Source organism: Pseudomonas putida S13.1.2 (genome assembly GCF_000498395.2).
Lineage (GTDB): Bacteria > Pseudomonadota > Gammaproteobacteria > Pseudomonadales > Pseudomonadaceae > Aquipseudomonas > Aquipseudomonas putida_Q.
Window position 1 is genome coordinate 4590554 of the sequence record NZ_CP010979.1, and the last position, 21365, is coordinate 4611918.

Sequence of the window (21365 nt, forward strand, 5' to 3'; positions counted from 1 at the left end):
CGGAGTTCCCATGCCTGACACCACCCGCCACCTCACCCTCGCCAACGGCCTGCAGCTGTCCCTGCGCCACGCCCCGCGCCTTAAACGCTCGGCCGCCGCATTGCGGGTGCACGCGGGCAGCCATGACGCTCCCGCCCAATGGCCCGGCCTGGCCCACTTCCTCGAACACCTTTTCTTCCTCGGCACCGCGCGGTTCCCCCTGGACGACGGCCTGATGCGCTACGTGCAAGCTCTCGGCGGCCAGGTCAACGCCAGCACCCGGGAACGCGCCACCGATTTTTTCTTCGAAGTCCCGACCAATGCCTTGTCCGGAGGGCTTGAGCGCCTGTGCCAGATGCTGACCGAACCGGACCTGGGCATCGAGCGCCAACGCCGCGAACGCGAAGTGATCCACGCCGAGTTCATTGCCTGGTCGCGCAACCCGCAGGCTCAGCAGCAGTTCGCCTTGCTGCAATCGGTGTCGCCAGGCCATCCGCTAGGCGCTTTTCACGCCGGTAACCGGCATACCCTGGCCTTGCAGAACCCTGCCTTCCAGCAAGCCCTCGAAGGCTTTCACCAACGGTATTACCAGGGCGGCCAGATGACCCTGAGCCTGTGTGGCCCACAGTCGCTGGATGAACTGGAACAGCTGGGCAGGCAGCATGCCAGCTTGTTCGCAACGGGCACGCATGCGCCACAAACGCTGCCGCCGCCACTGTCGCCACCGAACGCGCGCCTGGTGTTCACCCATGAAAAGCTCCCGGCAGGTACCGAGCAGGCCCTCGAGCTACTGATCAGTTGCCTGGACGACAACCGCCCAGGTACCTGGCTGCATGCGCTGCGCCAACGTGGCTGGCTGCAAAGCTTCAAGGCCGAGATGCTCTACAGCTTCGCCGGGCAGTTACTTTGGCACATCGACCTGCAGCTCAGCGCAAGCGCCAACACGGACGAAGCAGATGCCCTGCTGCAAGGTTGGTTCAGCTTCATCCGCCAGGCCGACCTTGAGCAGATGAACCACGCATTCGGCCTGCTGCAGCGCAGCCGCGAACGCAACGCCGGCGCGCTTGAGTTGGCCCGCCGGGACAGCACGGGCCAGCCGTTCGCCAACCTCGACGCGCAAGGCCTGCAAGCCCTCAGTTCACTGCTCAAGGGCCTGCCGGGCCAAGCGCATGGGCAATGGCAACTGCCCCCGGTCGACCCCTTGCTGATGGCAGATTTACCCAATGCCCCCACGCAACCTCTACCGGCGGCCCTGAAGACCAGCAACCTGCTGCCTGGGACTCGTCAGTACGCCGCGCTTTACCTGCGCTGGCACGTGCCTTCGTCCTTGCGCCAGCGCTTGCAGGGCGTGCTGGAACAGGCGCTGGCGCCACTGCAGGAGCGCTGCGAGCGCGCGTCGGTGCAACTGCTGTTCAGTGCCGTTGGCGAATACTGGCAATTGCGCTGCGCCGGGCAACCGGCAGCTGTGCTTCGGGCAGTGGAGCAGGCCTTGGCCCTGATGCTCAACCCAGCAACCAGTTGCTGGCAGCCCAGCACGGCGACGCCACCACCACTGATCCCGATCAGGGCCTTGCTCAAGCAACTGCCCGACGCGGTACTGGGCGCCCAACCCGCAAATGCGCCTGCCGGGATGCCGACGCAGTCGCAACTCGACAGCCTGTGGCAGGACGCCCACTGGCATGGCCTTGCCACTGGCTTCGACAATGCTGCTCTGGCCGCCTTGGGGGCTGCGTTGCTGCACTGCCCTGGGCAAGGCTTGTTGCCTGGTCCCCTGCCCACATGGGCCGGACACCGTTGGCAGCACGCCGACGTGCCGGGTAGTGAGCACGCATTGCTGCTGTTCTGCCCGCTACCTGCAGCCAGCGAAGCCAGCGGGCGGCTGCTCGCGCAACTGCTGCAAGGGCCGGTTTACCAACGGCTGCGGGTAGAGCTGCAACTGGGCTACGCGGTATTCAGTACCTTTCGTCAGGTCGAGGGCGTTGGCGGCCTCCTGTTCGGCGTGCAGTCGCCGCATACCCGTCAGGCGCAGATTCTCGAGCACCTGCTTGCCCTCCTGCGTCAAGGCATCACGCTGGATCCGGGCGCTCGCCTAGCCTTGGCGGGGCAGTTCGACGAGCCCGCCATGGCCAACGCCGAGGTTGCCGAATGGGCATGGCAGACACACCTGGCTACACAACCCGGAACGCTGGATGAGCTGCGCGGGGCTATCTTGAAGACGCGGCAGACGGATCTGGACCAGCTGCTGGGCACCCTGCTCGATAAGGATTGCCCTTGGCTCTGCTTGGCCAACGCTGCCGCGCCAGCCCTTGAATGGCAGTGAACAACCTCCCGATTGTTACGCCAACTGCAACGGCGCTTTTCGAATAATTAACCTTTCGGTACAAATTTTTCTTGTAAGATAGCGCAATCCCAGTTTCAGGGAACTGCCAGCCCATGGCGGTACCCAAGTAGTAGCTGAGCAACCCAACCCTCATTCGGAAGGAGTAATTCCATGTGGACCAAACCTGCTTACACTGACCTGCGTATCGGTTTCGAAGTCACCATGTACTTCGCAAGCCGCTAAGCCAGGCTTGCGCCTCAACGCCTCGGCCCGCCGGGGCGTTTTCGTTTTTACGACACGGTTTTCTGCATAGAGAGTGGCCATGTACATCCAGGTTCTCGGCTCCGCCGCCGGTGGCGGGTTCCCGCAGTGGAACTGCAACTGCGTCAACTGCAAGGGCTACCGTGACGGCACCCTGCGGGCCACGGCGCGCACCCAATCGTCCATCGCCCTGTCCGACGACGGCGTGCACTGGGTGCTGTGCAATGCCTCGCCCGACATCCGCGCCCAGCTGCAGGCCTTTGCGCCGATGCAGCCGGCCCGTGCCCTGCGCGACACCGGCATCAATGCCATCGTCCTGCTGGACAGCCAGATCGACCACACCACCGGCCTGCTCAGCCTGCGTGAGGGCTGCCCGCACCAGGTGTGGTGCACCGACATGGTCCACCAGGACCTCACTACAGGTTTCCCGCTGTTCAACATGCTCAGCCACTGGAACGGTGGCCTGCAGTGGAACCGCATCGAGCTGGAAGGCAGCTTCGTGATCGACGCCTGCCCCAACCTGCGCTTCACCCCGTTCCCGCTGCGTAGCGCCGCGCCCCCCTACTCCCCGCACCGCTTCGACCCGCACCCGGGCGATAACCTAGGTTTGATGGTCGAAGACACCCGCACCGGCGGCAAGCTGTTCTACGCCCCGGGCCTGGGCCAGGTAGACGAAAAGCTGCTGGCGATGATGCACGGTGCCGACTGCCTGCTGGTCGACGGCACCCTGTGGGAAGACGACGAAATGCAGCGCCGTGGCGTGGGCACCCGCACCGGCCGCGAGATGGGTCACCTGGCCCAGAACGGCCCTGGCGGCATGCTGGAAGTGCTCGACGGCTTCCCGCGCCAGCGCAAGGTACTTATCCACATCAACAACACCAACCCGATTCTCGATGAAGACTCCCCCGAGCGCGCCGAAGTCCTGCGCCGCGGTGTGGAAGTGGCCTTCGATGGCATGAGCATCGAGTTGTAACACCCAGATCACACAAGCAATACAGTCCCCCTGTGGGAGCGGGTTCACCCGCGAAGAATCCAACACAGTGTATGGCACCGGCTTCGCCGGTGTTCGCGGGTAAACCCGCTCCCACAGGGATCGAGCCGAGACTCAGCTTTACAGGAGCCAGCCGAATGAGCGACGCACTGCCAATGTCCCCTGCCGAATTCGAGCAGGCCCTGCGCGCCAAGGGCGCCTACTACCACATCCATCACCCGTACCACGTGGCGATGTATCAGGGCCGCGCCACCCGTGAGCAGATCCAGGGCTGGGTAGCCAACCGCTTCTATTACCAGGTCAACATCCCGATGAAGGATGCCGCGATCCTGGCCAACTGCCCGGACCGCGAAGTACGCCGCGAGTGGATCCAGCGCCTGCTCGACCACGACGGCGCACCCGGCGAGGACGGTGGCATCGAAGCCTGGCTGCGCCTGGGCCAGGCCGTCGGCCTCGACCCAGATCAGCTGCGCTCCCAGGAGCTGGTACTGCCCGGCGTGCGCTTTGCCGTGGACGCCTACGTCAACTTCGCCCGCCGCGCCAGCTGGCAGGAAGCGGCCAGCAGCTCGCTGACCGAGCTGTTCGCCCCGCAAATCCACCAGTCGCGCCTGGACAGCTGGCCCCAGCACTACCCGTGGATCGACCCGGCCGGCTACGAGTACTTCCGCACCCGCCTGGGCCAGGCCCGGCGTGACGTGGAGCACGGCCTGGCGATTACCCTGCAGCACTACACCACCCGCGCGGGCCAGGAGCGTATGCTGGAGATCCTGCAGTTCAAGCTGGATATCCTCTGGAGCATGCTCGACGCCATGAGCATGGCCTACGAGCTGAACCGCCCGCCTTATCACTCCGTCACCCAGGACCGGGTGTGGCACAAGGGGATCACCCTATGAGTTTTGATCGCAAGCAGGTGCCGAACTGGCGCCCTGGCTACCGCTTCCAGTACGAGCCGGCGCAAAAGGGCCATGTATTGCTTTACCCCGAGGGCATGATCAAGCTCAACGAAAGCGCCAGCCTGATCGGTGGCCTGGTAGACGGCCAGCGTGACGTGGCAGCAATCATCAGCGAACTCGAACAGCAATTCCCCGATGTTCCGGAAGTAGCCGAAGACATCGAGCAGTTCATGGAGGTGGCCCGTGCCGAACACTGGATCGTCCTCGCCTGAATTACCGCCCACGCCCGAGGTCGGCCTGCCGCTGTGGCTGCTGGCCGAGCTCACCTACCGCTGCCCGCTGCAGTGCCCGTACTGCTCCAACCCGCTGGACTTTGCCGCCCAGGGCCAGGAGCTGAGCACCGAACAGTGGTTCAAGGTGATGGCCGAAGCGCGGGAAATGGGCGCCGCGCAAATCGGCTTTTCCGGCGGTGAACCGCTGGTGCGCCAGGACCTAGCCGAGCTGATCGGCGAAGCCCGCCGCCTGGGTTACTACACCAACCTGATCACCTCGGGTATCGGCCTGACCGAAGCGCGCATCGCCGATTTCAAGAAGGCCGGCCTGGACCATATCCAGATCAGCTTCCAGGCCAGCGACGAGCAGGTCAACAACCTGCTGGCCGGCTCGAAGAAGGCCTTTGCGCAAAAGCTGGCGATGGCCCGAGCGGTAAAGGCCCACGGCTACCCGATGGTGCTCAACTTCGTCACCCATCGGCACAACATCGACAAGACCGACCGCATCATCGAGCTGTGCATTGCCCTGGAAGCCGACTTCGTCGAGCTCGCCACCTGCCAGTTTTACGGCTGGGCGCACCTCAATCGCCTGGGGCTGCTGCCAACCCGAGAGCAACTGGAGCGGGCCGAACGCATCACCAACGCGTACCGGGACAAGCTCAAGGCCGAGGGCAACCCGTGCAAGCTGATCTTCGTCACCCCGGACTACTACGAAGAGCGCCCCAAGGCCTGCATGAACGGCTGGGGCAACCTGTTCCTCACCATCACCCCGGACGGCACCGCGCTGCCCTGCCACGGCGCCCGCCAACTGCCGGTGCAGTTCCCCAATGTCCGCGACCACGACCTGCACCATATCTGGTATGAGTCGTTTGGCTTCAACCGCTTCCGTGGTTATGAGTGGATGCGCGAACCGTGCCGCTCGTGTGACGAAAAAGAAAAGGACTTCGGCGGCTGTCGCTGCCAGGCCTTCATGCTGACCGGCGATGCCAGCAACGCCGACCCTGTGTGCGCCAAGTCGGTCGAGCACGGCATCATCCTCAAGGCCCGCGAGGAGGCGGAAACCGCCCAGCTCGCCATTGAACAGATGACTTTCCGCAATGATCGAAACTCCCGTGTCATCGCCCGCGGCTGAATTCAGCGCGGCCCAGGCAGTTGCCGCCGGTACCGACTTCGCCGAACTCAAAGTCAGTGCCGACGGGCTGTTCTGGGTCGAATTTCGCCCCGCCGACGGTGCTTGCCGTATCTGGCACTGGCTGTACCACCAGGCCCGCTGCCTGACCCCGGATGGCTTCAGCGTGCGCAGCCGGGTCTACGAGTACGGCGGTGGCAGCTTCTGCCTGGGTGGCGACGGGCTGGTGTTCGTCAACGAAAAGGACCAACAGGTCTACACCCAGCCGCTGGACGATTTGCCACCGCGTGCCCTGACCCAGGATGCCAGCTGCCGCTACGGCGATGTGCAGTGGCACGATGGCCAGGTGCTGGCCGTCGAGGAACGCCATGCCGAGCAGGTGGAGCATCGCCTGGTCGCGTTGGCTGAAAGCAGCCGCGAAGTGCTCGCAGAGGGCGCCGATTTCTACGCCTCACCCACTGTGAGTGCCGATGGCATGCGCCTGGCATGGGTGGAATGGGACCGCCCGGCACAGCCCTGGACCCTCACCCGATTGATGTGCCGCGTACGCGACAGCAGTGGCCACTGGGGGCCCGCGCAGTGCGTGGCCAGCGATGATGAGTCGCTGCAACAGCCGCGCTTCGATGAAGAAGGCCGGCTCTACTGCCTGTCCGACCGCAACGGCTTCTGGCAGCCCTGGGGCGAAGTCGATGGCCACTGGCAGGCGTTACCTGCCGAGCCTGCCGACCACGCGGCTGCGCCTTGGCAACTGGGCAGCTGCACCTGGTTGGCGCTGGGGCCGCAAAGCTACCTGGCCAGCTGGTTCAAGGACGGCTTCGGGCAATTGGGGCTGCGCCATGAAGACGGCCGCATGGCGCGTTACGCCAGTGCCTACACACGCTTTCGCAGCCTGGCCATGGACAGCGAGCACCTGTATGCCATTGCCGCCTCGCCCATCAGCCCGCCAGCAGTGATTGCTATCGACCGCCGCAACCACGAGGTCCGCGTGCTGGCCGGTGGTGCCGAGATGCTGCCGGCAGCGCAGATCAGCCTGCCGCAGCCGATCCACTATGGCAGTGACGGCGAGCAGGCCCATGGTTTCTTCTACCCGCCAGCGCAGGCGCAAGGCGCCGCACCGCTGGTGGTGTTCATCCACGGCGGGCCGACGTCGGCCTGCTATCCCGTGCTGGACCCACGCATCCAGTACTGGACCCAACGCGGCTTTGCCGTGGCCGACCTGAACTACCGGGGCAGCACCGGCTATGGCCGGGAATACCGCCAGGCTCTGCACCTGCGCTGGGGCGAGAGCGATGTGGCCGATGCCTGCGCGGCGGTCGAATACCTGGCTGCTCAGGGCTTGGTCGACAAGCACAAGGCGTTTATCCGCGGCGGCAGCGCCGGTGGCTACACCACCCTGTGCGCCTTGGCGTTCCGTGACGTGTTCCGCGCCGGCGCCAGCCTGTACGGGGTCAGCGACCCGGTTGCCCTGGGCCGTGCCACCCACAAGTTCGAAGGGGACTACCTGGACTGGCTGATCGGCGACCCGCAGCAGGATGCCGAACGCTATCGCCAGCGCACGCCGCTGCTGCATGCAGGGCAGATCAAGGTGCCGGTGATTTTCTTTCAGGGTGAGCTGGATGCTGTGGTGGTGCCAGAGCAGACCCGCGCCATGCTGGCGGCGTTGCAGGCCAACGGGATCGAGGCTGAAGGGCACTTCTATGCGGGTGAGCGGCATGGGTTCCGCCAGGCTCAGAACCTGGCGCATGCGTTGGAAGAAGAGTGGAAATTCTATTGCCGGGTGTTGGAGGGCTGAGATTTTGGGGCCGCTTTGCGGCCCATCGCGACACAAGGCCGCTCCTACAGGAATCGCACAAGCTCGAATGTGGCGCAGTACCTGTAGGAGCGGCCTTGCGTCGCGATGGGCTGCAAAGCAGCCCCAATGGCCTCACCGCTTGGCGATGATATACACCGCGTGCACGATCCCCGGAATGTAACCCAGCAAGGTCAGCAGAATATTCAGCCAGAACGCCCCGCCAAACCCCACCTGCAGAAACACACCCAGCGGTGGCAGAAGAATGGCGATGATGATGCGAATAAAGTCCATGCGAGTCTCTCCTGAAGGGTTACATCAAAGACTAGCCGCCCGCCACAGAGGTTCCACAGGCAAAAAAAAACGCCCCGGGCCGAATGAAACAGGCCAGGGGCGATGCGCAGGAACGCCAGACGGTTCGTAGAATTCTCAGTCTTGCTATACCGCTAAGCCGGTACTTCGCGGCGGGCCTGCTGCTGGGCATGCAGGCGGGCAAAGGCTCGGGCCAGGCGCAACAACATTTCATCGATGTTGCCCTTGCTCACGGTCAGCGCTGGCGACAAACGCACCACATCCGCTTGCGGTGCATTGAGCAGCAGGCCTTCGTGCAGGGCCGCTGCCACCAGCTCTTTGGCCAGGTTTTCTTTCAGTTGCAGGGCCCACAACAGGCCTTGCCCGCGTACTTCACCCTGGCCATAGCGCCCAGCCAGGCGGCTCAGGCCTTCACGCAGGTGGCGGCCGTTATCCTGCACCTGGGCGAAGAAGCCAGGCTCCAGCACGGTGTCCAGCACAGCCAGGCCGGCGGCGCACATCAGCGCATTGCCGTGGTGGCTGCCTTCCAGTTCGCCAGGTTCGGCGCAGCATGCTGTGCCCCGGGCGAGCAAGGCAGCCAGTGGCACACCGCCGCCCAGGCCCTTGCCCAAGGTAATGATGTCGGCGCGCACGCCATACAGCTCCTCGGCCAGTAGGGCGCCACAGCGGCCAATACCGGTCTGCACTTCATCGAGGATCAGCAGGATGCCCAGTTCACGGCACAGCGTTTCCACACCTTTGAGGTACTCCTGCGTGGCGGGGATAACACCCGCCTCGCCCTGGATTGGCTCAAGCATGATGGCCACGGTGCGTGAGTCCACCGCGGCGTGCAGGGCGGCCAGGTCGTTGAACGGCACTTTGCTGAAGCCCGGCAGGCCAGGCTCGCAGCGGTTGCACGGCAACGGGTCGGACGCCGACAGCGCGCCCAGGCTGCGGCCGTGGCAGGCCTGGCTGGCAGTGATGATGTGGTAGGCGCCGTTGCGGTGCAGCTGGCCCCATTTGCGCGCCAGCTTGATCGCACCTTCACAGGCTTCCGCACCGCTGTTCAGCAAGTAGGCCTGCTCGCTGCCGGTACTCTGGCACAGGCGGTTCACCAACCCCAGCAGGCCACGGCTGTGGAAGCCCGAGCCCGGGTTGATCAGCGCCTGGGCCTGGTTGCCCAGCGCTTTTACCAGCACACTGGGGCTGTGGCCGAGGCTGTTGACCGCACCACCCTGGGTAAAGTCCAGGTAGGCATGCCCTTCGTTGTCCCACAACCACGAGCCCTGACCACGCACGAACACTTGCGCTGCACGTTCGGCGCTGGGCATCAGGCGATCACGCGACAACTCATCAGCCTGCGGCACCATCACCGGCGCACGCTTGGGCTCGGCGGCAGCGGCAGGGGCCGAGCGGCGCAGGTTGAACAGGTTCATCAGGGCTCCAACCAATCACGGTAAAGGGCGGCTAAGGTGCGGTCTTGGTGCCGACACTCTATATTTTGCCTTGCCTATCAAAAGTGTTTTTCATCCGGGGTAACAATCGGCCTAATGACCGCTGTAACCCGTTGGAATACGGCGATAGACTAGGCTTCGCGAGGGTTTTCGACCATTTCGTTTTTCCAGCATTTTCGATAAGTGTTACTTATGGATTTCCGCCAACTGCGTTATTTCGTCGCGGTGTACGAAGAAGGCCACGTAGGCCGTGCCGCCGAGCGACTGTCGCTTTCCCAGCCAGCGCTCTCCCAGCAGATCCGCCAGCTGGAACACAGCCTCGACCTGAGCCTGTTCGAGCGCAGCAACAAGCGCCTGCTGCCCACCCTGGCTGCCCACACCCTGTACAACCACGCCTTGCCATTGCTCGACGGCCTGCAACGCGCCCACGAGGCCATGCGCAATTTCAAGGGGCAATCGCTGCGCACCTTGGCGATCGGCGTATTGCAGACCGTGCGGCCCAGCCTGGTGCCGCAGTTGCTCGAACGGCTGCGCAAGGCTCAGCCGCACCTTGTGGTGCAGATCTACGAGTTGTCGGGGCTGGAGATCGAACGGCGGCTGCTCAACGGCAGCCTGGATATCGGCATCAGCTACCTGCCACCGCGCCAGCCCGGGCTGCATGGCCTGCTGTTGTACGAAGATGAGCTGCAACTGGTCATACCCGATACCCACCCGCTGAAGGATTTCAAAAAGGTGTCCATCCGCCAGGCCGCCGAATTGCCCATGCTGATGCTGGGCGAGGAATTCCAGATCCGCCAGATCTGGCAGGCGCAGCTGGCCAGCCAGGGCCGACGGCCACACGTGCAGGCAGAGATGAACAACATGGCGGGGATTCTCGACAGCTTGGCGCACACGGCACTGGCCACCATCCTGCCGGGCCGGGCCAAAGAAGCCGCCGAGGATGATCAGGGCCTACTGTGGAAGCCGTTGAGCGAGCCGCGGGTACCGCTGAAGGTTGGCCTGGTGTTTCGCGATGCCCAGCGCCAGCAGGCGTCTGTGGAGCTGCTGCGTACCCTGCTGGAGGAAGAGACGGACGCTCGCCTGTTGGGCGCATCGCCGCTGGATGTGCTGGCCTGAAAAAACACGCGCACAAAGAAAACCCCGCCGAAGCGGGGTTTTCCAGACTGTTTCCCTGTGACATCCGTATCGCCCCGCCATCCTGGCAGGTGGTCCTTCGTCGTCTTCCTTGATCTGTCCTTTGCGCTTCCTGCGCAACGTCCATGTGGTAAAGATTAACCGTGGATCCAATCTCAGAACAGTGGTGAAAAGTCACCACGTCGTGTAGGAAAATGCTTACAAAGAGGGTTCGTTCCCAGACATCCCGGGAATTGGGGCTGCTGCGCAGCCCATCGCGACACAAGGCCGCTCCTACAGGGACCGCATAAGCCTTACGGCATACGCTGCACTTGTAGGAGCGGCCTTGCGTCGCGATGGGCCGCACAGCGGCCCCAAAATCTGTCAGAACTGCTCAGCATCCAGCAGGTAAAGCGACTCGCTCCCCGCCTTCACCGAAGCCACCAGCGAATCCACCCGTGGCAACAACCGTGCAAAGTAGAACCGCGCCGTCCCCAGCTTGCCCGAATAGAACGCTTCATCCCCCTCGCCCGCCTTGGCCGCCCGCGCCATCAGCGCCCACATGTAGGCATAGGCCACATAACCAAAGGCATGCAGGTACTCGACCGACGCCGCGCCAATTTCATTCGGGTTGCCCTTGGCCTGTTCCAGCACCCATTCGGTCAGCCCGTCGAGCTGGTCGAGGCTGGCAGCCAACGGCTTGGCAAACTCGTCCAGTTCGCTGCCCGCACTGGCAATGAATTGGCGGATCTCATCAGAGAACAGCCTGTAGTACGCCCCACCGCTGGCCACCACCTTGCGCCCCATCAGGTCGAGGGCCTGGATGCCGTTGGTGCCTTCGTAGATCTGCGTAATGCGCACATCACGCACCAGCTGCTCCTGCCCCCACTCACGGATATAACCATGCCCACCGAATACCTGCTGGCCGTGCACAGTGCTCTCCAGCCCCAGGTCGGTGAGGAACGCCTTGGCCACCGGTGTCAGCAGTGCCACCAGCTCTTCGCTGCGCTTGCGCACGGCAGCGTCTTCGCTGTACTTGGCACTGTCCAACTGCATGGCTACATAGGTGGAGAAGGCGCGGCCACCCTCGATCTGCGCCTTCATGGTCAGCAGCATGCGGCGCACGTCCGGGTGGACAATGATCGGGTCGGCGGCCTTGTCCTTGGCGTGCGGGCCGGTCGGGGCGCGGCTCTGCAGCCGGTCGCGAGCGTATTCCACCGCGTTCTGGTAGGAGCGTTCGGCGGAGGCCAGGCCTTGGATGCCCACACCCAGGCGCTCGTAGTTCATCATGGTGAACATGGCCGCCAGGCCTTTGTTCGGCTCACCGACGATGTAGCCCACCGCTTCGTCGAAGTTCATCACACAGGTAGCCGAGGCCTGGATGCCCATTTTGTGCTCGATCGAGCCGCAAGTAGCCGGGTTGCGCGCCCCCAGGCTGCCGTCTTCATTGACCAGGAACTTCGGCACCAGGAACAGCGAAATGCCTTTCGGCCCCGCCGGGGCATCCGGCAGCTTGGCCAGCACCAGGTGGATGATGTTCTCGGTCAGGTCGTGCTCGCCGCCGGTGATGAAGATCTTGGTACCGCTGACCTTGTAGCTGCCGTCGGCCTGGGGCTCGGCCTTGGTGCGGATAATGCCCAGGTCGGTACCGGCATGCGGCTCGGTCAGGCACATGGAACCTGCCCACACACCGGCGTACATGTTCGGCAGGTACTTGGCCTTCAGCGCTTCGCTGGCGTGGGCATTGACCGACAGGCAAGCGCCAGCAGTCAGCATCGGGTACAGGCCAAAGGCCAGGCTGGAAGCATTGACCATTTCCTCGACCTGAGCCGAGATGGCCTTGGGCATGCCCATGCCGCCGAACACCGGGTCACCGCCCACGCCCACCCACCCGCCTTCGGCGTAAGTGTTGTAGGCCTCGATGAAACCGGCCGGTGTGCTGACCGCGCCGTTGTCCCAGTGGCAGCCTTCTTCATCGGCGGCGCGGCTGAGCGGCGCGATGGTCTTGGCGGTGACCTTGCCGGCTTCTTCCAGCACGGCCATGGCCGTGTCGGCATCGACCACCTCTGCCAGCCCGGGCAACTGCGCCCACTGCTCGGCCACGTTGAAGACTTCATTCAGTACGAAGCGCATGTCGCGCAGGGGCGCTTTATAGTCAGCCATGACAACCTCTCGCTAGTCGGGTCGGGGCGGTCTCGGGGAACCGCGACACTGGGTTACTGGCAGTGTAACCGAACAACTTTTACGAGACATAGGGTCATCAACTGACCGCACAGTCTTGCTCAGTCACGCCGTACGCACTGCACCGCGCTGCGATTGTTGCCCATGCACCATGACACAATTGCGCCCCGCGCCTTTGGCGCTATACAACGCCTGGTCCGCAGATTTCAGCACCGCCTCAGGGTTACGGTGGTCAACCTGGCGTTCGGCCACACCGATGCTGATGGTGACCGACACCGTTCCGGCGCTACTGCCCGCCCGCCGCTGGCGCCCACTTGTATCGTCCTGTGGGCGGCTGCTCTGGTCGCGCAGGTGCATCACATAGTTGGCGATCACCTCGCGCACGGCCTGCACGTGGGGCACACATTCCTCGGCGGTCTTGCCGGCGAACACCAAAGCGAACTCCTCGCCGCCATACCGATACGCGCGGCCACCGCCGGTCACCTTGGACAAGCGGCTGGCGACCAGGCGCAGCACCTGATCGCCCACATCGTGCCCGTGGGTATCGTTGAATTTCTTGAAGTGGTCGACATCGGTCATGGCGATCACGTAATTGCGCCCCAGGCGCTGCATGCGCTCGTTCAGCGCACGGCGGCCCGGCAGGCCGGTCAGCTCGTCACGGAAGGCCATCTGGTAGGCCTCGTGGGCAACCGCTGCGGCGATCATCAACATCACCTGGCTGCACATGATGTTCAGGGTGAACGGCAGGATGAACGTTTGCGGCAGCATCCAGAAAATGCCCAGCAGGCCGGTTATCAACGCAGCGTGCAGCGGCCGCGGTGCGCGCAGGTATTGCACCACCAGCAGGATGAACACGCCGATGAACAACGGGTAGACCATCTGGATCAGGCTCATCCACTGGCCGTGCAAGGTGGGCCAGCGGATGTCCGCCAGCCAGGCCAGCAACGCTTCGGGGAAGCTTTGTTCAAGGGCTACCGCCACGCTGCCCACGGCGAACAGCACGGCGCCGCGGGCGACCATGTCCTGCAGCAGGTGGGTACGTTCCTGCCAGGCGCCGTACAGCCCGAACAGGGCGGGCAGCAGCAGGCACACCAGGTGGAAGATCACTGCCGCGTCCTCGCGCACGCGGCCATGGTCACGGTAGAAGTCGGTCTGGGTGTCGAGCAGGTAGTAGGCGATGTACACCGTGAGCATCATGAACAGCTCACGCTGGCGGCGGTACACCGCGCAGTAGGCACCGCCCAGCAACAGGACCAAGGTGGGCAGGACGTTGAACAGCGATGTGAAAAAGACACTGAGGTCTCTCACATAGGCTGCGGCGAGCCCTGCCAGCAACAGAAACAGCGAAGGCAGGAAGTGGCTTGCGCGAACAGCGTTAAGACGAAACAAGGGTAATCTCCAACCCGGCAGATCAATAGTGGCATTGTGCCCTTACTTCATCGGCAGTGCACATGAACAGTTGAATTTCCGTTCAGACGCGGCCCCGTGCAGGAGCGGCCCGATCGCGACACAAGGCCGCTCCTACAAAGGGTTCGCAGTTGGGCCCAAAAAGCAAAAAACCCGCCTGCCGGTGAGGGCAGGCGGGTTTTGGGTACAGCGGGTGAATCAGTACGACAGGCCGAAGTGCTCTTCGTCCATCGCCATCAGGTTGTTGGCACCCGACAGCATGGTCGCCACATGCGTACGGGTACGCGGCAGGATGCGTTGGAAGTAGAAGCGCGCAGTCTGCAGCTTGGCGGTGTAGAAGGCCTCTTCGCTGGTGCCGGCTGCCAGCTTCTCGGCTGCCAGGCGGGCGATGTCGGCCCAGAAGTAGGCCAGGCAGGCGTAGCCGGAGTACATCAGGTAATCCACCGAGGCCGCACCCACTTCTTCGCGGTCCTTCATGGCGGCCATGCCCACTTTCATGGTCAGCTCGCCCCACTCCTTGTTGATGGCCGCCAGCGGTTCGACAAACTCCTTGAGCCCGTCATTGCCTTCCTGCGCCTGGCAGAACTTGTGCACGATCTTGGTGAAGCCCTTCAGGGCCTCGCCCTGGGTCATCAGCACTTTGCGGCCGAGCAGGTCCAGGGCCTGGATGCCGGTGGTGCCTTCGTACAGCATGGAGATACGGCTGTCGCGCACGTTCTGCTCCATGCCCCACTCGGCGATGAAGCCATGGCCGCCGTAGATCTGCACGCCGTGGTTGGCCGCTTCGAAACCGACTTCGGTCATGAACGCCTTGGCGATCGGGGTCAGGAACGCCAGCAGGGCGTCAGCCTTCTTGCGTTCTTCCTCGTCCTGGCTGTACTTGACGATGTCCACCTGCTTGGCGGTGAAGTACACCATCGCGCGGTTGCCTTCGGCAAAGGCCTTCATGGTCAGCAGCATGCGGCGCACATCCGGGTGGACGATGATCGGGTCAGCGGCCTTGTCCGGTGCTTTCGGGCCGGTCAGGGAGCGCATTTGCAGGCGCTCGCGGGCGTACTTCAGGCCACCCTGGAACGCCACTTCGGCGTGGGCCAGGCCTTGCAGCGCAGTACCCAGGCGAGCCGTGTTCATGAAGGTGAACATGCAGTTCAGGCCTTTGTTGGCCGGGCCGATCAGGTAGCCGGTGGCAGCATCAAAGTTCATCACGCAGGTGGCGTTACCGTGGATGCCCATCTTGTGTTCGATGGAACCGCAGCTCACGCCGTTGCGCTCGCCCACGCCGCCTTCGGCATTGGGCAGGAACTTCGGCACGATGAACAGCGAAATACCTTTGGTACCGGCTGGTGCATCCGGCAGGCGGGCCAGGACGATATGGACGATGTTATCGGCCATGTCGTGCTCACCGGCCGAAATGAAGATCTTGGTGCCCGACACTTTGTAGCTGCCGTCAGCCTGTGGCTCGGCCTTGGTGCGCAGCATGCCCAGGTCGGTACCGCAGTGCGGCTCGGTCAGGCACATGGTACCGGTCCACTCGCCGGACACCAGTTTGGTCAGGTAGGTGTGCTGCTGCTCGGCAGTGCCGTGCGCGGAGATGGTGTTCATCGCGCCATGCGACAGGCCTGGGTACATGCCCCACGACCAGTTCGAACCGCCGACCATTTCGCTCAGGGCCAGGCCCAGCGATTCCGGCAGGCCTTGGCCGCCATGCTCGACGTCATGCGCCAGGCTCGGCCAGCCGCCTTCGACGAACTGCTCGTAGGCCGCTTTGAAGCCAGTCGGGGTTTTAACGCCCGATTCGCTCCAGGTGCAGCCTTCCTGGTCACCCACACGGTTCAGCGGCGACAGCACCTGCTCACAGAACTTCGCGCCTTCTTCGAGGATCGCGTCGACCATGTCAGGCGTGGCGTCCTGGCAGCCCGGCAGGCTCTGATAGTGCGCCTCATAGCCAAGCAGTTCGTCGCGAACGAAGCGGATATCACGCAAGGGGGCTTTGTAATCAGGCATTGCGATGAACCTCTGGGTCAGTTCTGTGGGGGTGACCAGCTCTTGGTGGCCGTCTATCAAACAGTTGTTTGAAACTTACGTTTAGCTCCGCATTCTGTCAAGGATGGACTATGGTGCCATTTACGCCACGAAAAATGGCGTTTACGCCAAGGCATGGTGCAACCCCTGTGGGAGCGGGTTTACCCGCGAATAGGCCCGCGCCAGAAAAAAAGTTGTCTGGGCTGACGCATTCGCGGGTAAACCCGCTCCCACAGGGATAGCGGTAGATTCAGGGGAGACGCCGACAATCAGGCGTAGGTGTCGATGATCCGGCCGAGCATTTCGTCGGATGCCTTGACTACCTTTGCGCCAAGCTCGACTTCGGTTTTGCCCACGGCCATTTGCACCACGCTGGTGGCCATGTCCATCTGCTGGCTGCGGTCGACCGAACGCAGGCGTTCAGCCTGAAAATCGCTGGACTGGCTGGTGGCGGTACGTTCGGCTGTGGTGTTGGCGATCTGGCCGGCGGCCTGATCGACGCGGTGCTGGCCGGTGTGGATTGCGCCCAGGCCCGCGTAATAAGCGGAGCTACCGGTGATTTCCATGTCAGGACTCCATTGACGCTGGATGACGAACAGGCCTAATTAAAGCAGGCTGGGCGCGAAAAGGCCCGTTTAAAAGCCTAATGGCCTGGTGCCAGTTGATAGGCCTTGGGTATTCCTGCTCCGGCCCATCGCCGGCAAGCCAGCTCCTACAAGAGCGGGTTCCCACGCGAAGGGGCCGGGCGTGGAAACAGCTAATCCAGCAGATCCAGCTGAAGGTGTTCAGCCACCATATCGGCACTGGCTTGCTTCAATTTGGGCACCCGCCCAAGGCAAGGCGCGGGCAAGCGCTCTGCCAGGCTGGCCAGGTTCTCTTCAAGACGCGAAGTACGGGGCTCGATGATGTTCGCCACCCACCCGGCCAATTGCAGCCCATCCCGCTCGATCGCCTCAGCGCTGAGCAAGGCATGGCTGATGCAGCCCAACCGCACCCCTACCACCAGAATCACCGGCAACTGCAGGGCAACGGCAAGGTCGGACAGGTTCTCCAGACCCGACAGCGGCACACGCCAGCCACCGGCCCCTTCGACCAAGGTGAAATCGGCATTTTGTTGCAGCACATTGCGCATTGCCGCCAGCAGCTCCGGAACAGCCAGCGTCACCCCCGCCTCGCGCGCCGCCACATGCGGGGCAATCGCAGGCTCGAAGGCAAACGGGTTGACCTGCTCGTATGGCAACTTGATCGTGCTTTCGTCGATCAGCGCCTGGGCATCGCTGTTGCGCAAGCCCTTCGGTGTCATCGTGCAGCCGGAGGCCACCGGCTTGGCACCCAGTGTGCTCATGCCCTGCAAGCGCGCCGCGTGCAAAAGCCCGGCGGCGATGGTGGTCTTGCCGACATCGGTATCGGTACCGGCAATGAAATAGGCCTGACTCATCTCGCTCCCCTTACGCCTGTGGCTTGCGCAACACACCATAGACCACCTGATAGGTGGCTGGCAGCCCCTCAGGCTGGCGAAATGCTTCGTAGGCCTGCAAAAGGCCCTGCATGCGGGCCCGGCCGGTGAGGCCTGAAGGGCGGCCCGGGTTGAGGTTGTGCGCGCCCAGCGCCTTCAGTTCATGGGTCAGGCTGCGCACATCCGGGTAGTGCAGCACATGCGGGCAACGCTGCAGCCCAAGTTGTTCAAAGCCGCTGTCGGCACACAGGCGCTGGTAATCCTCAAACCGCCGAAAGCGGTTTACATGCACCAGGCCATCCACCGCCTGCCAGCTGGCACGCAATTCGTCCAGAGTACCCACGCACAGGCTGCTGAAGGCCAGCACGCCGCCGGGGCGCAGTACCCGCAACGCCTCTGCCAGCACACTGGCGAACTGGTCGCACCACTGCACCGCCAGGCTGGTGAACACAAGGTCGAGGCTGGCATCTCGCAGCGGCAAACGCTCGGCATCACCGGCCACGTGGTAGTGCGCCCCACCCTGTTCATGCCGGGCGTGGCGCAGCATGCCTTCGGCGATGTCCACTGCCACACCGCTGGCCGGTGCAAAACACTCGGCCAGCTTTCGGCTGAAATGGCCAGTGCCGCTACCCAGGTCCAGCCAGTGCGACGGCTGCAAGCCTGCCGGCAACTGCTCCAGCAGGTTCAACCCTACAGCGCGCTGCAAGGCTGCCACGCTGTCGTAGCTGGCCGCAGCGCGGGAGAACGAAGCCGCCACCTGGCGTTTGTCGGGCAATGCGCCGGGCAGGGTCGGACGGGAAAGGTCAGTCATCGCCACTCTCATGCAGGAAACTCTTGATGCCCGCCGCCAACTCCTGCGGATACTCCAGCAGGAACGCGTGGGAACTGTCTTCGACCAGGCCCACTTCCACATCTGGCAGCAGCTCGCTCAATGCCTTGGCTGCCTCTGCCGGCACCAGCGCATCGCTGCCGGCGAACAGGTGCAATTGCGGGCCGCCGTATGCCTGCAGGGCCTCGCGGGTGTCCAGCTTGGCCAGCACTTCAAGGCCGGTGGCCAGGTACAGCGGGTCGGTGTCCGGCACGCCGACACCCAGTTGGCGCAGCAACGTGCGTGGCTGTTGGGCGCCATCACTGCACAAGGTACGGAAGCGCTTGAGGGTGACCTGTGTATGGCTCCGGCAGCCATCGAGGAAGGTGCCGAAGGTGTCTTCGGGCATGCCGTAGGGCCAGTCGGGCCGGGCCACGAAACTGGGGTTGCTGGCCAGGGTCAGCAGGCCACAGCAGTGATCGCCACGCTGGTGCGCCAACGCGCTGGCCAACATGCCACCGAGCGACCAGCCACCCAGCCAGACATTGCTGGGCAGCTTGCGGTCCAGGTGGTCGACCCAACCCTGCACATCGCTGTGGTCCAGTTCGGGCAGGGGCATCAGCTCTACCTGCAGGCGGGCATCCTGGGCGCGCAGGCTGGCTGCCAGCGGCTCCAGTGAAGCAGTGCCCAGGCCCCAGCCGGGCAGCAGTACAAGACGATTACGCATCGGCGTTCTCCAGCTGTGGATAACACTCGGCCAATGCATTCAACAATAGCTGCACCTGCGCCTCGCTGTGCGCGGCGCTCAGGGTCACCCGCAGGCGTGCGCTGCCAACTGGCACGGTGGGTGGGCGGATGGCCGTCACCAGCAAGCCGCGCTCGCGCAACATACGCGACAGGCGCAGGGCCTGTGCGCTGTCGCCGATCATGATCGGCTGGATCGGCGTCGGGCTGTCCATCAACACCAGCCCGATCTGCTGCGCGCCTTCGCGGAACTGGCGAATCAACGCTGCCAGGTGTTCACGACGCCAGGTTTCGCGGCGCAGCAGCTCCAGGCTCTTGAGCGTGGCGCAGGCCAGCGCCGGTGGCTGGCTGGTGGTGTAGATGTAGGGGCGGGCAAACTGCACCAGCGCCTCGATCAGCTCTTCGCTGCCGGCAACAAAGGCGCCCGCTGTACCACAAGCCTTGCCCAGCGTACCGACCAGCACCGGAACATCATCCACGCCCAGGCCGAAGTGCTCGACGATGCCACCGCCCTGTGCGCCAAGAGTGCCCAGGCCATGGGCGTCGTCGACCATCAGCCAGGCCCCGCGGGCACGGGCGACCTCGGCCAGCGCAGGCAGGTCGGCCAGGTCACCGTCCATGCTGAACACGCCATCCGTCACCACCAGTGTATTGCCAACGGCCTTGTCCAGGCGGCTGGCCAGGCTGGCTGCGTCGTTGTGCAGGTAGCGGTTGAAGCGGGCACCGCTGAGCAGCCCGCCATCCAGCAGCGAGGCATGGTTCAGGCGGTCTTGCAACACCGTGTCGCCCTGCCCTACCAGCGCGGTGATGGCGCCCAGGTTGGCCATGTAGCCCGTGGAGAACAACAATGCACGCGGGCGCCCGGTCAGTTCGGCCAGCGCCTCTTCAACCTGGTGATGCGGCGTGCTGTGGCCGACCACCAAGTGCGAGGCACCGCCGCCGACACCCCACTGCTCGGCGCCGGCCTGCCAGGCGGCGATCACCTCGGGGTGGTTGGCCAGGCCCAGGTAGTCATTGCTGCAGAAGGCCAGCAACTGCTGGCCGTCGACCACCACTTGCGGCCCTTGCGGGCTGCCCAGCAGAGGCCGCTGCCGATACAGGTCTGCGGCGCGCCGTTCGGCCAGGCGCGCCGCCAGGTCGAAGGCCATGTCAGGCCGATGCAGCGTTGTAGAACATCTCGCTGCTGCGCTGTTCGACCAGCGCCTGCTCGATGGCCGCCTGATGCACTTCGTCGGCGTGCTCTTCACGCGCTTCGGGCTTGATGCCCAGGCGTGCGAACAATTGCATGTCCTTGTCGGCCTGCGGGTTGGCGGTGGTCAGCAGTTTTTCGCCGTAGAAGATCGAGTTGGCGCCAGCCATGAACGCCAGGGCCTGCATTTGCTCGTTCATCTGCTCGCGGCCGGCGGACAGGCGCACGTGCGACTTGGGCATCAGCAGACGAGCCACGGCGAGCATGCGGATGAAGTCGAACGGGTCGACGTCCTCTTCTTCGGCCAGCGGCGTGCCAGCAACCTTGACCAGCATGTTGATCGGCACTGACTCCGGGTGCTCGGGCAGGTTGGCCAGCTGAATCAGCAGGCCGGCGCGGTCGTCCAGCGACTCGCCCATGCCCAGGATGCCGCCGGAGCAGATCTTCATCCCCGCATCGCGCACGTAGGCCAGGGTCTGCAGGCGCTCGCTGTAGGTGCGGGTGGTGATGATGCTGCCGTAGAACTCCGGCGAGGTGTCGAGGTTGTGGTTGTAGTAATCCAGGCCAGCCTGGGCCAGGGCTGCGGTCTGCTCCTGGTCGAGCTTGCCGAGGGTCATGCAGGTTTCCAGGCCCATGGCCTTTACACCTTTGACCATCTCCAGCACGTAGGGCATGTCTTTGGCCGACGGGTGCTTCCACGCCGCGCCCATGCAGAAGCGGGTGGAACCGATGGCTTTGGCGCGGGCAGCCTCTTCCAGCACCTTCTGCACTTCCATCAGCTTCTGTTTTTCCAGCCCGGTGTTGTAGTGGCCGGACTGTGGACAATATTTGCAATCTTCCGGGCAGGCGCCGGTCTTGATCGACAGCAGGGTCGAAACCTGCACCCGGTTAGGGTCGAAATGCGCGCGGTGCACGGTCTGCGCCTGGAACAGCAGGTCGTTGAACGGTTGCTGGAACAGCGCCTTGACCTCGGCCAGGGACCAGTCGTGACGTGTTGTTGCAGTTGTGCTGGCGCTCATCGGCGTTTCCTTGTTTAGGCTGTAGCTGGCGCCGGGACAGGAAAGCC

19 protein-coding genes are annotated in these 21365 nt (G+C 63.9%); 8 read left to right on the top strand and 11 right to left on the bottom strand.

The window, feature by feature from the left end:
- Positions 1-10 precede the first annotated feature (10 nt).
- The 7 genes from pqqF (at position 11) to N805_RS20410 (ending at position 7637) form a co-directional block, all read left to right on the top strand.
- Entirely contained in the window at positions 11-2299 is a 2289-nt protein-coding gene (gene pqqF / locus N805_RS20385) for a pyrroloquinoline quinone biosynthesis protein PqqF (protein ID WP_019472538.1), read from the top strand.
- A gap of 171 nt (positions 2300-2470) precedes the next feature.
- Positions 2471-2542, top strand: coding sequence for a pyrroloquinoline quinone precursor peptide PqqA (pqqA, locus tag N805_RS30130; protein WP_008365141.1), 72 nt, complete (start codon positions 2471-2473; stop codon positions 2540-2542).
- A gap of 79 nt (positions 2543-2621) precedes the next feature.
- Positions 2622-3533, top strand: a complete 912-nt coding sequence (gene pqqB, locus N805_RS20390) for a pyrroloquinoline quinone biosynthesis protein PqqB (protein WP_019472539.1) — start codon at positions 2622-2624, stop codon at positions 3531-3533.
- 155 nt (positions 3534-3688) lie between these two features.
- Positions 3689-4444: a pyrroloquinoline-quinone synthase PqqC gene (gene pqqC / locus N805_RS20395; protein WP_012270176.1), complete on the top strand. Its 756-nt coding sequence runs from the start codon at positions 3689-3691 to the stop codon at positions 4442-4444.
- Positions 4441-4716 (top strand): pyrroloquinoline quinone biosynthesis peptide chaperone PqqD, encoded by a 276-nt coding sequence (gene pqqD, locus N805_RS20400; RefSeq protein ID WP_019472540.1) that lies wholly within the window; start codon positions 4441-4443, stop codon positions 4714-4716. Before pqqC ends, pqqD begins: the two co-directional genes overlap by 4 nt.
- Positions 4688-5848 carry a pyrroloquinoline quinone biosynthesis protein PqqE gene (gene pqqE, locus N805_RS20405; RefSeq protein WP_019472541.1) on the top strand — a complete coding sequence of 387 codons (1161 nt, stop codon included), beginning with the start codon at positions 4688-4690 and terminating at the stop codon, positions 5846-5848. The genes pqqD and pqqE overlap by 29 nt, the downstream gene beginning before the upstream one ends.
- Positions 5814-7637, top strand: a complete 1824-nt coding sequence (locus N805_RS20410) for an alpha/beta hydrolase family protein (protein WP_019472542.1) — start codon at positions 5814-5816, stop codon at positions 7635-7637. The genes pqqE and N805_RS20410 overlap by 35 nt, the downstream gene beginning before the upstream one ends.
- Positions 7638-7769: 132 nt before the next feature.
- On the opposite strand, the gene N805_RS30140 is transcribed toward N805_RS20410, so the two are convergent.
- Both N805_RS30140 and N805_RS20420 read right to left on the bottom strand, forming a co-directional pair.
- Positions 7770-7928, bottom strand: coding sequence for a YqaE/Pmp3 family membrane protein (locus N805_RS30140; protein WP_003177654.1), 159 nt, complete (start codon positions 7926-7928; stop codon positions 7770-7772).
- Between the two features lie 152 nt (positions 7929-8080).
- Positions 8081-9361, bottom strand: a complete 1281-nt coding sequence (locus tag N805_RS20420; protein WP_019472543.1) for an aspartate aminotransferase family protein — start codon at positions 9359-9361, stop codon at positions 8081-8083.
- 210 nt (positions 9362-9571) lie between these two features.
- Between N805_RS20420 and N805_RS20425 the strand changes: the two genes are divergently transcribed.
- Entirely contained in the window at positions 9572-10495 is a 924-nt protein-coding gene (locus tag N805_RS20425) for a LysR family transcriptional regulator (protein WP_016484586.1), read from the top strand.
- A 381-nt stretch (positions 10496-10876) separates the two neighbouring features.
- Here N805_RS20425 and N805_RS20430 read toward each other — a convergent pair whose 3' ends face one another.
- The 9 genes from N805_RS20430 to bioB form a co-directional block, all read right to left on the bottom strand.
- Positions 10877-12655 carry an acyl-CoA dehydrogenase C-terminal domain-containing protein gene (locus N805_RS20430; protein ID WP_019472544.1) on the bottom strand — a complete coding sequence of 593 codons (1779 nt, stop codon included), beginning with the start codon at positions 12653-12655 and terminating at the stop codon, positions 10877-10879.
- A gap of 123 nt (positions 12656-12778) precedes the next feature.
- Entirely contained in the window at positions 12779-14062 is a 1284-nt protein-coding gene (locus N805_RS20435) for a sensor domain-containing diguanylate cyclase (RefSeq protein WP_019472545.1), read from the bottom strand.
- 216 nt (positions 14063-14278) lie between these two features.
- Positions 14279-16084 carry a phenylacyl-CoA dehydrogenase gene (locus N805_RS20440; protein WP_019472546.1) on the bottom strand — a complete coding sequence of 602 codons (1806 nt, stop codon included), beginning with the start codon at positions 16082-16084 and terminating at the stop codon, positions 14279-14281.
- 287 nt (positions 16085-16371) lie between these two features.
- Positions 16372-16668 carry a hypothetical protein gene (locus tag N805_RS20445; RefSeq protein WP_019472547.1) on the bottom strand — a complete coding sequence of 99 codons (297 nt, stop codon included), beginning with the start codon at positions 16666-16668 and terminating at the stop codon, positions 16372-16374.
- Positions 16669-16859: 191 nt separating this feature from the next.
- Complete coding sequence (bioD, locus tag N805_RS20450; RefSeq protein WP_019472548.1) at positions 16860-17540, bottom strand: dethiobiotin synthase; 681 nt, start codon at positions 17538-17540, stop codon at positions 16860-16862.
- A gap of 10 nt (positions 17541-17550) precedes the next feature.
- Entirely contained in the window at positions 17551-18369 is an 819-nt protein-coding gene (gene bioC / locus N805_RS20455; protein WP_019472549.1) for a malonyl-ACP O-methyltransferase BioC, read from the bottom strand.
- Positions 18362-19093, bottom strand: a complete 732-nt coding sequence (locus N805_RS20460) for an alpha/beta fold hydrolase (protein ID WP_019472550.1) — start codon at positions 19091-19093, stop codon at positions 18362-18364. Before N805_RS20460 ends, bioC begins: the two co-directional genes overlap by 8 nt.
- A complete protein-coding gene (gene bioF, locus N805_RS20465) occupies positions 19086-20258 on the bottom strand; it encodes an 8-amino-7-oxononanoate synthase (protein ID WP_019472551.1) in 1173 nt (390 codons plus the stop codon). Before bioF ends, N805_RS20460 begins: the two co-directional genes overlap by 8 nt.
- A gap of 1 nt (position 20259) precedes the next feature.
- Entirely contained in the window at positions 20260-21318 is a 1059-nt protein-coding gene (bioB, locus tag N805_RS20470; protein WP_016497669.1) for a biotin synthase BioB, read from the bottom strand.
- Positions 21319-21365: the final 47 nt, after the last annotated feature.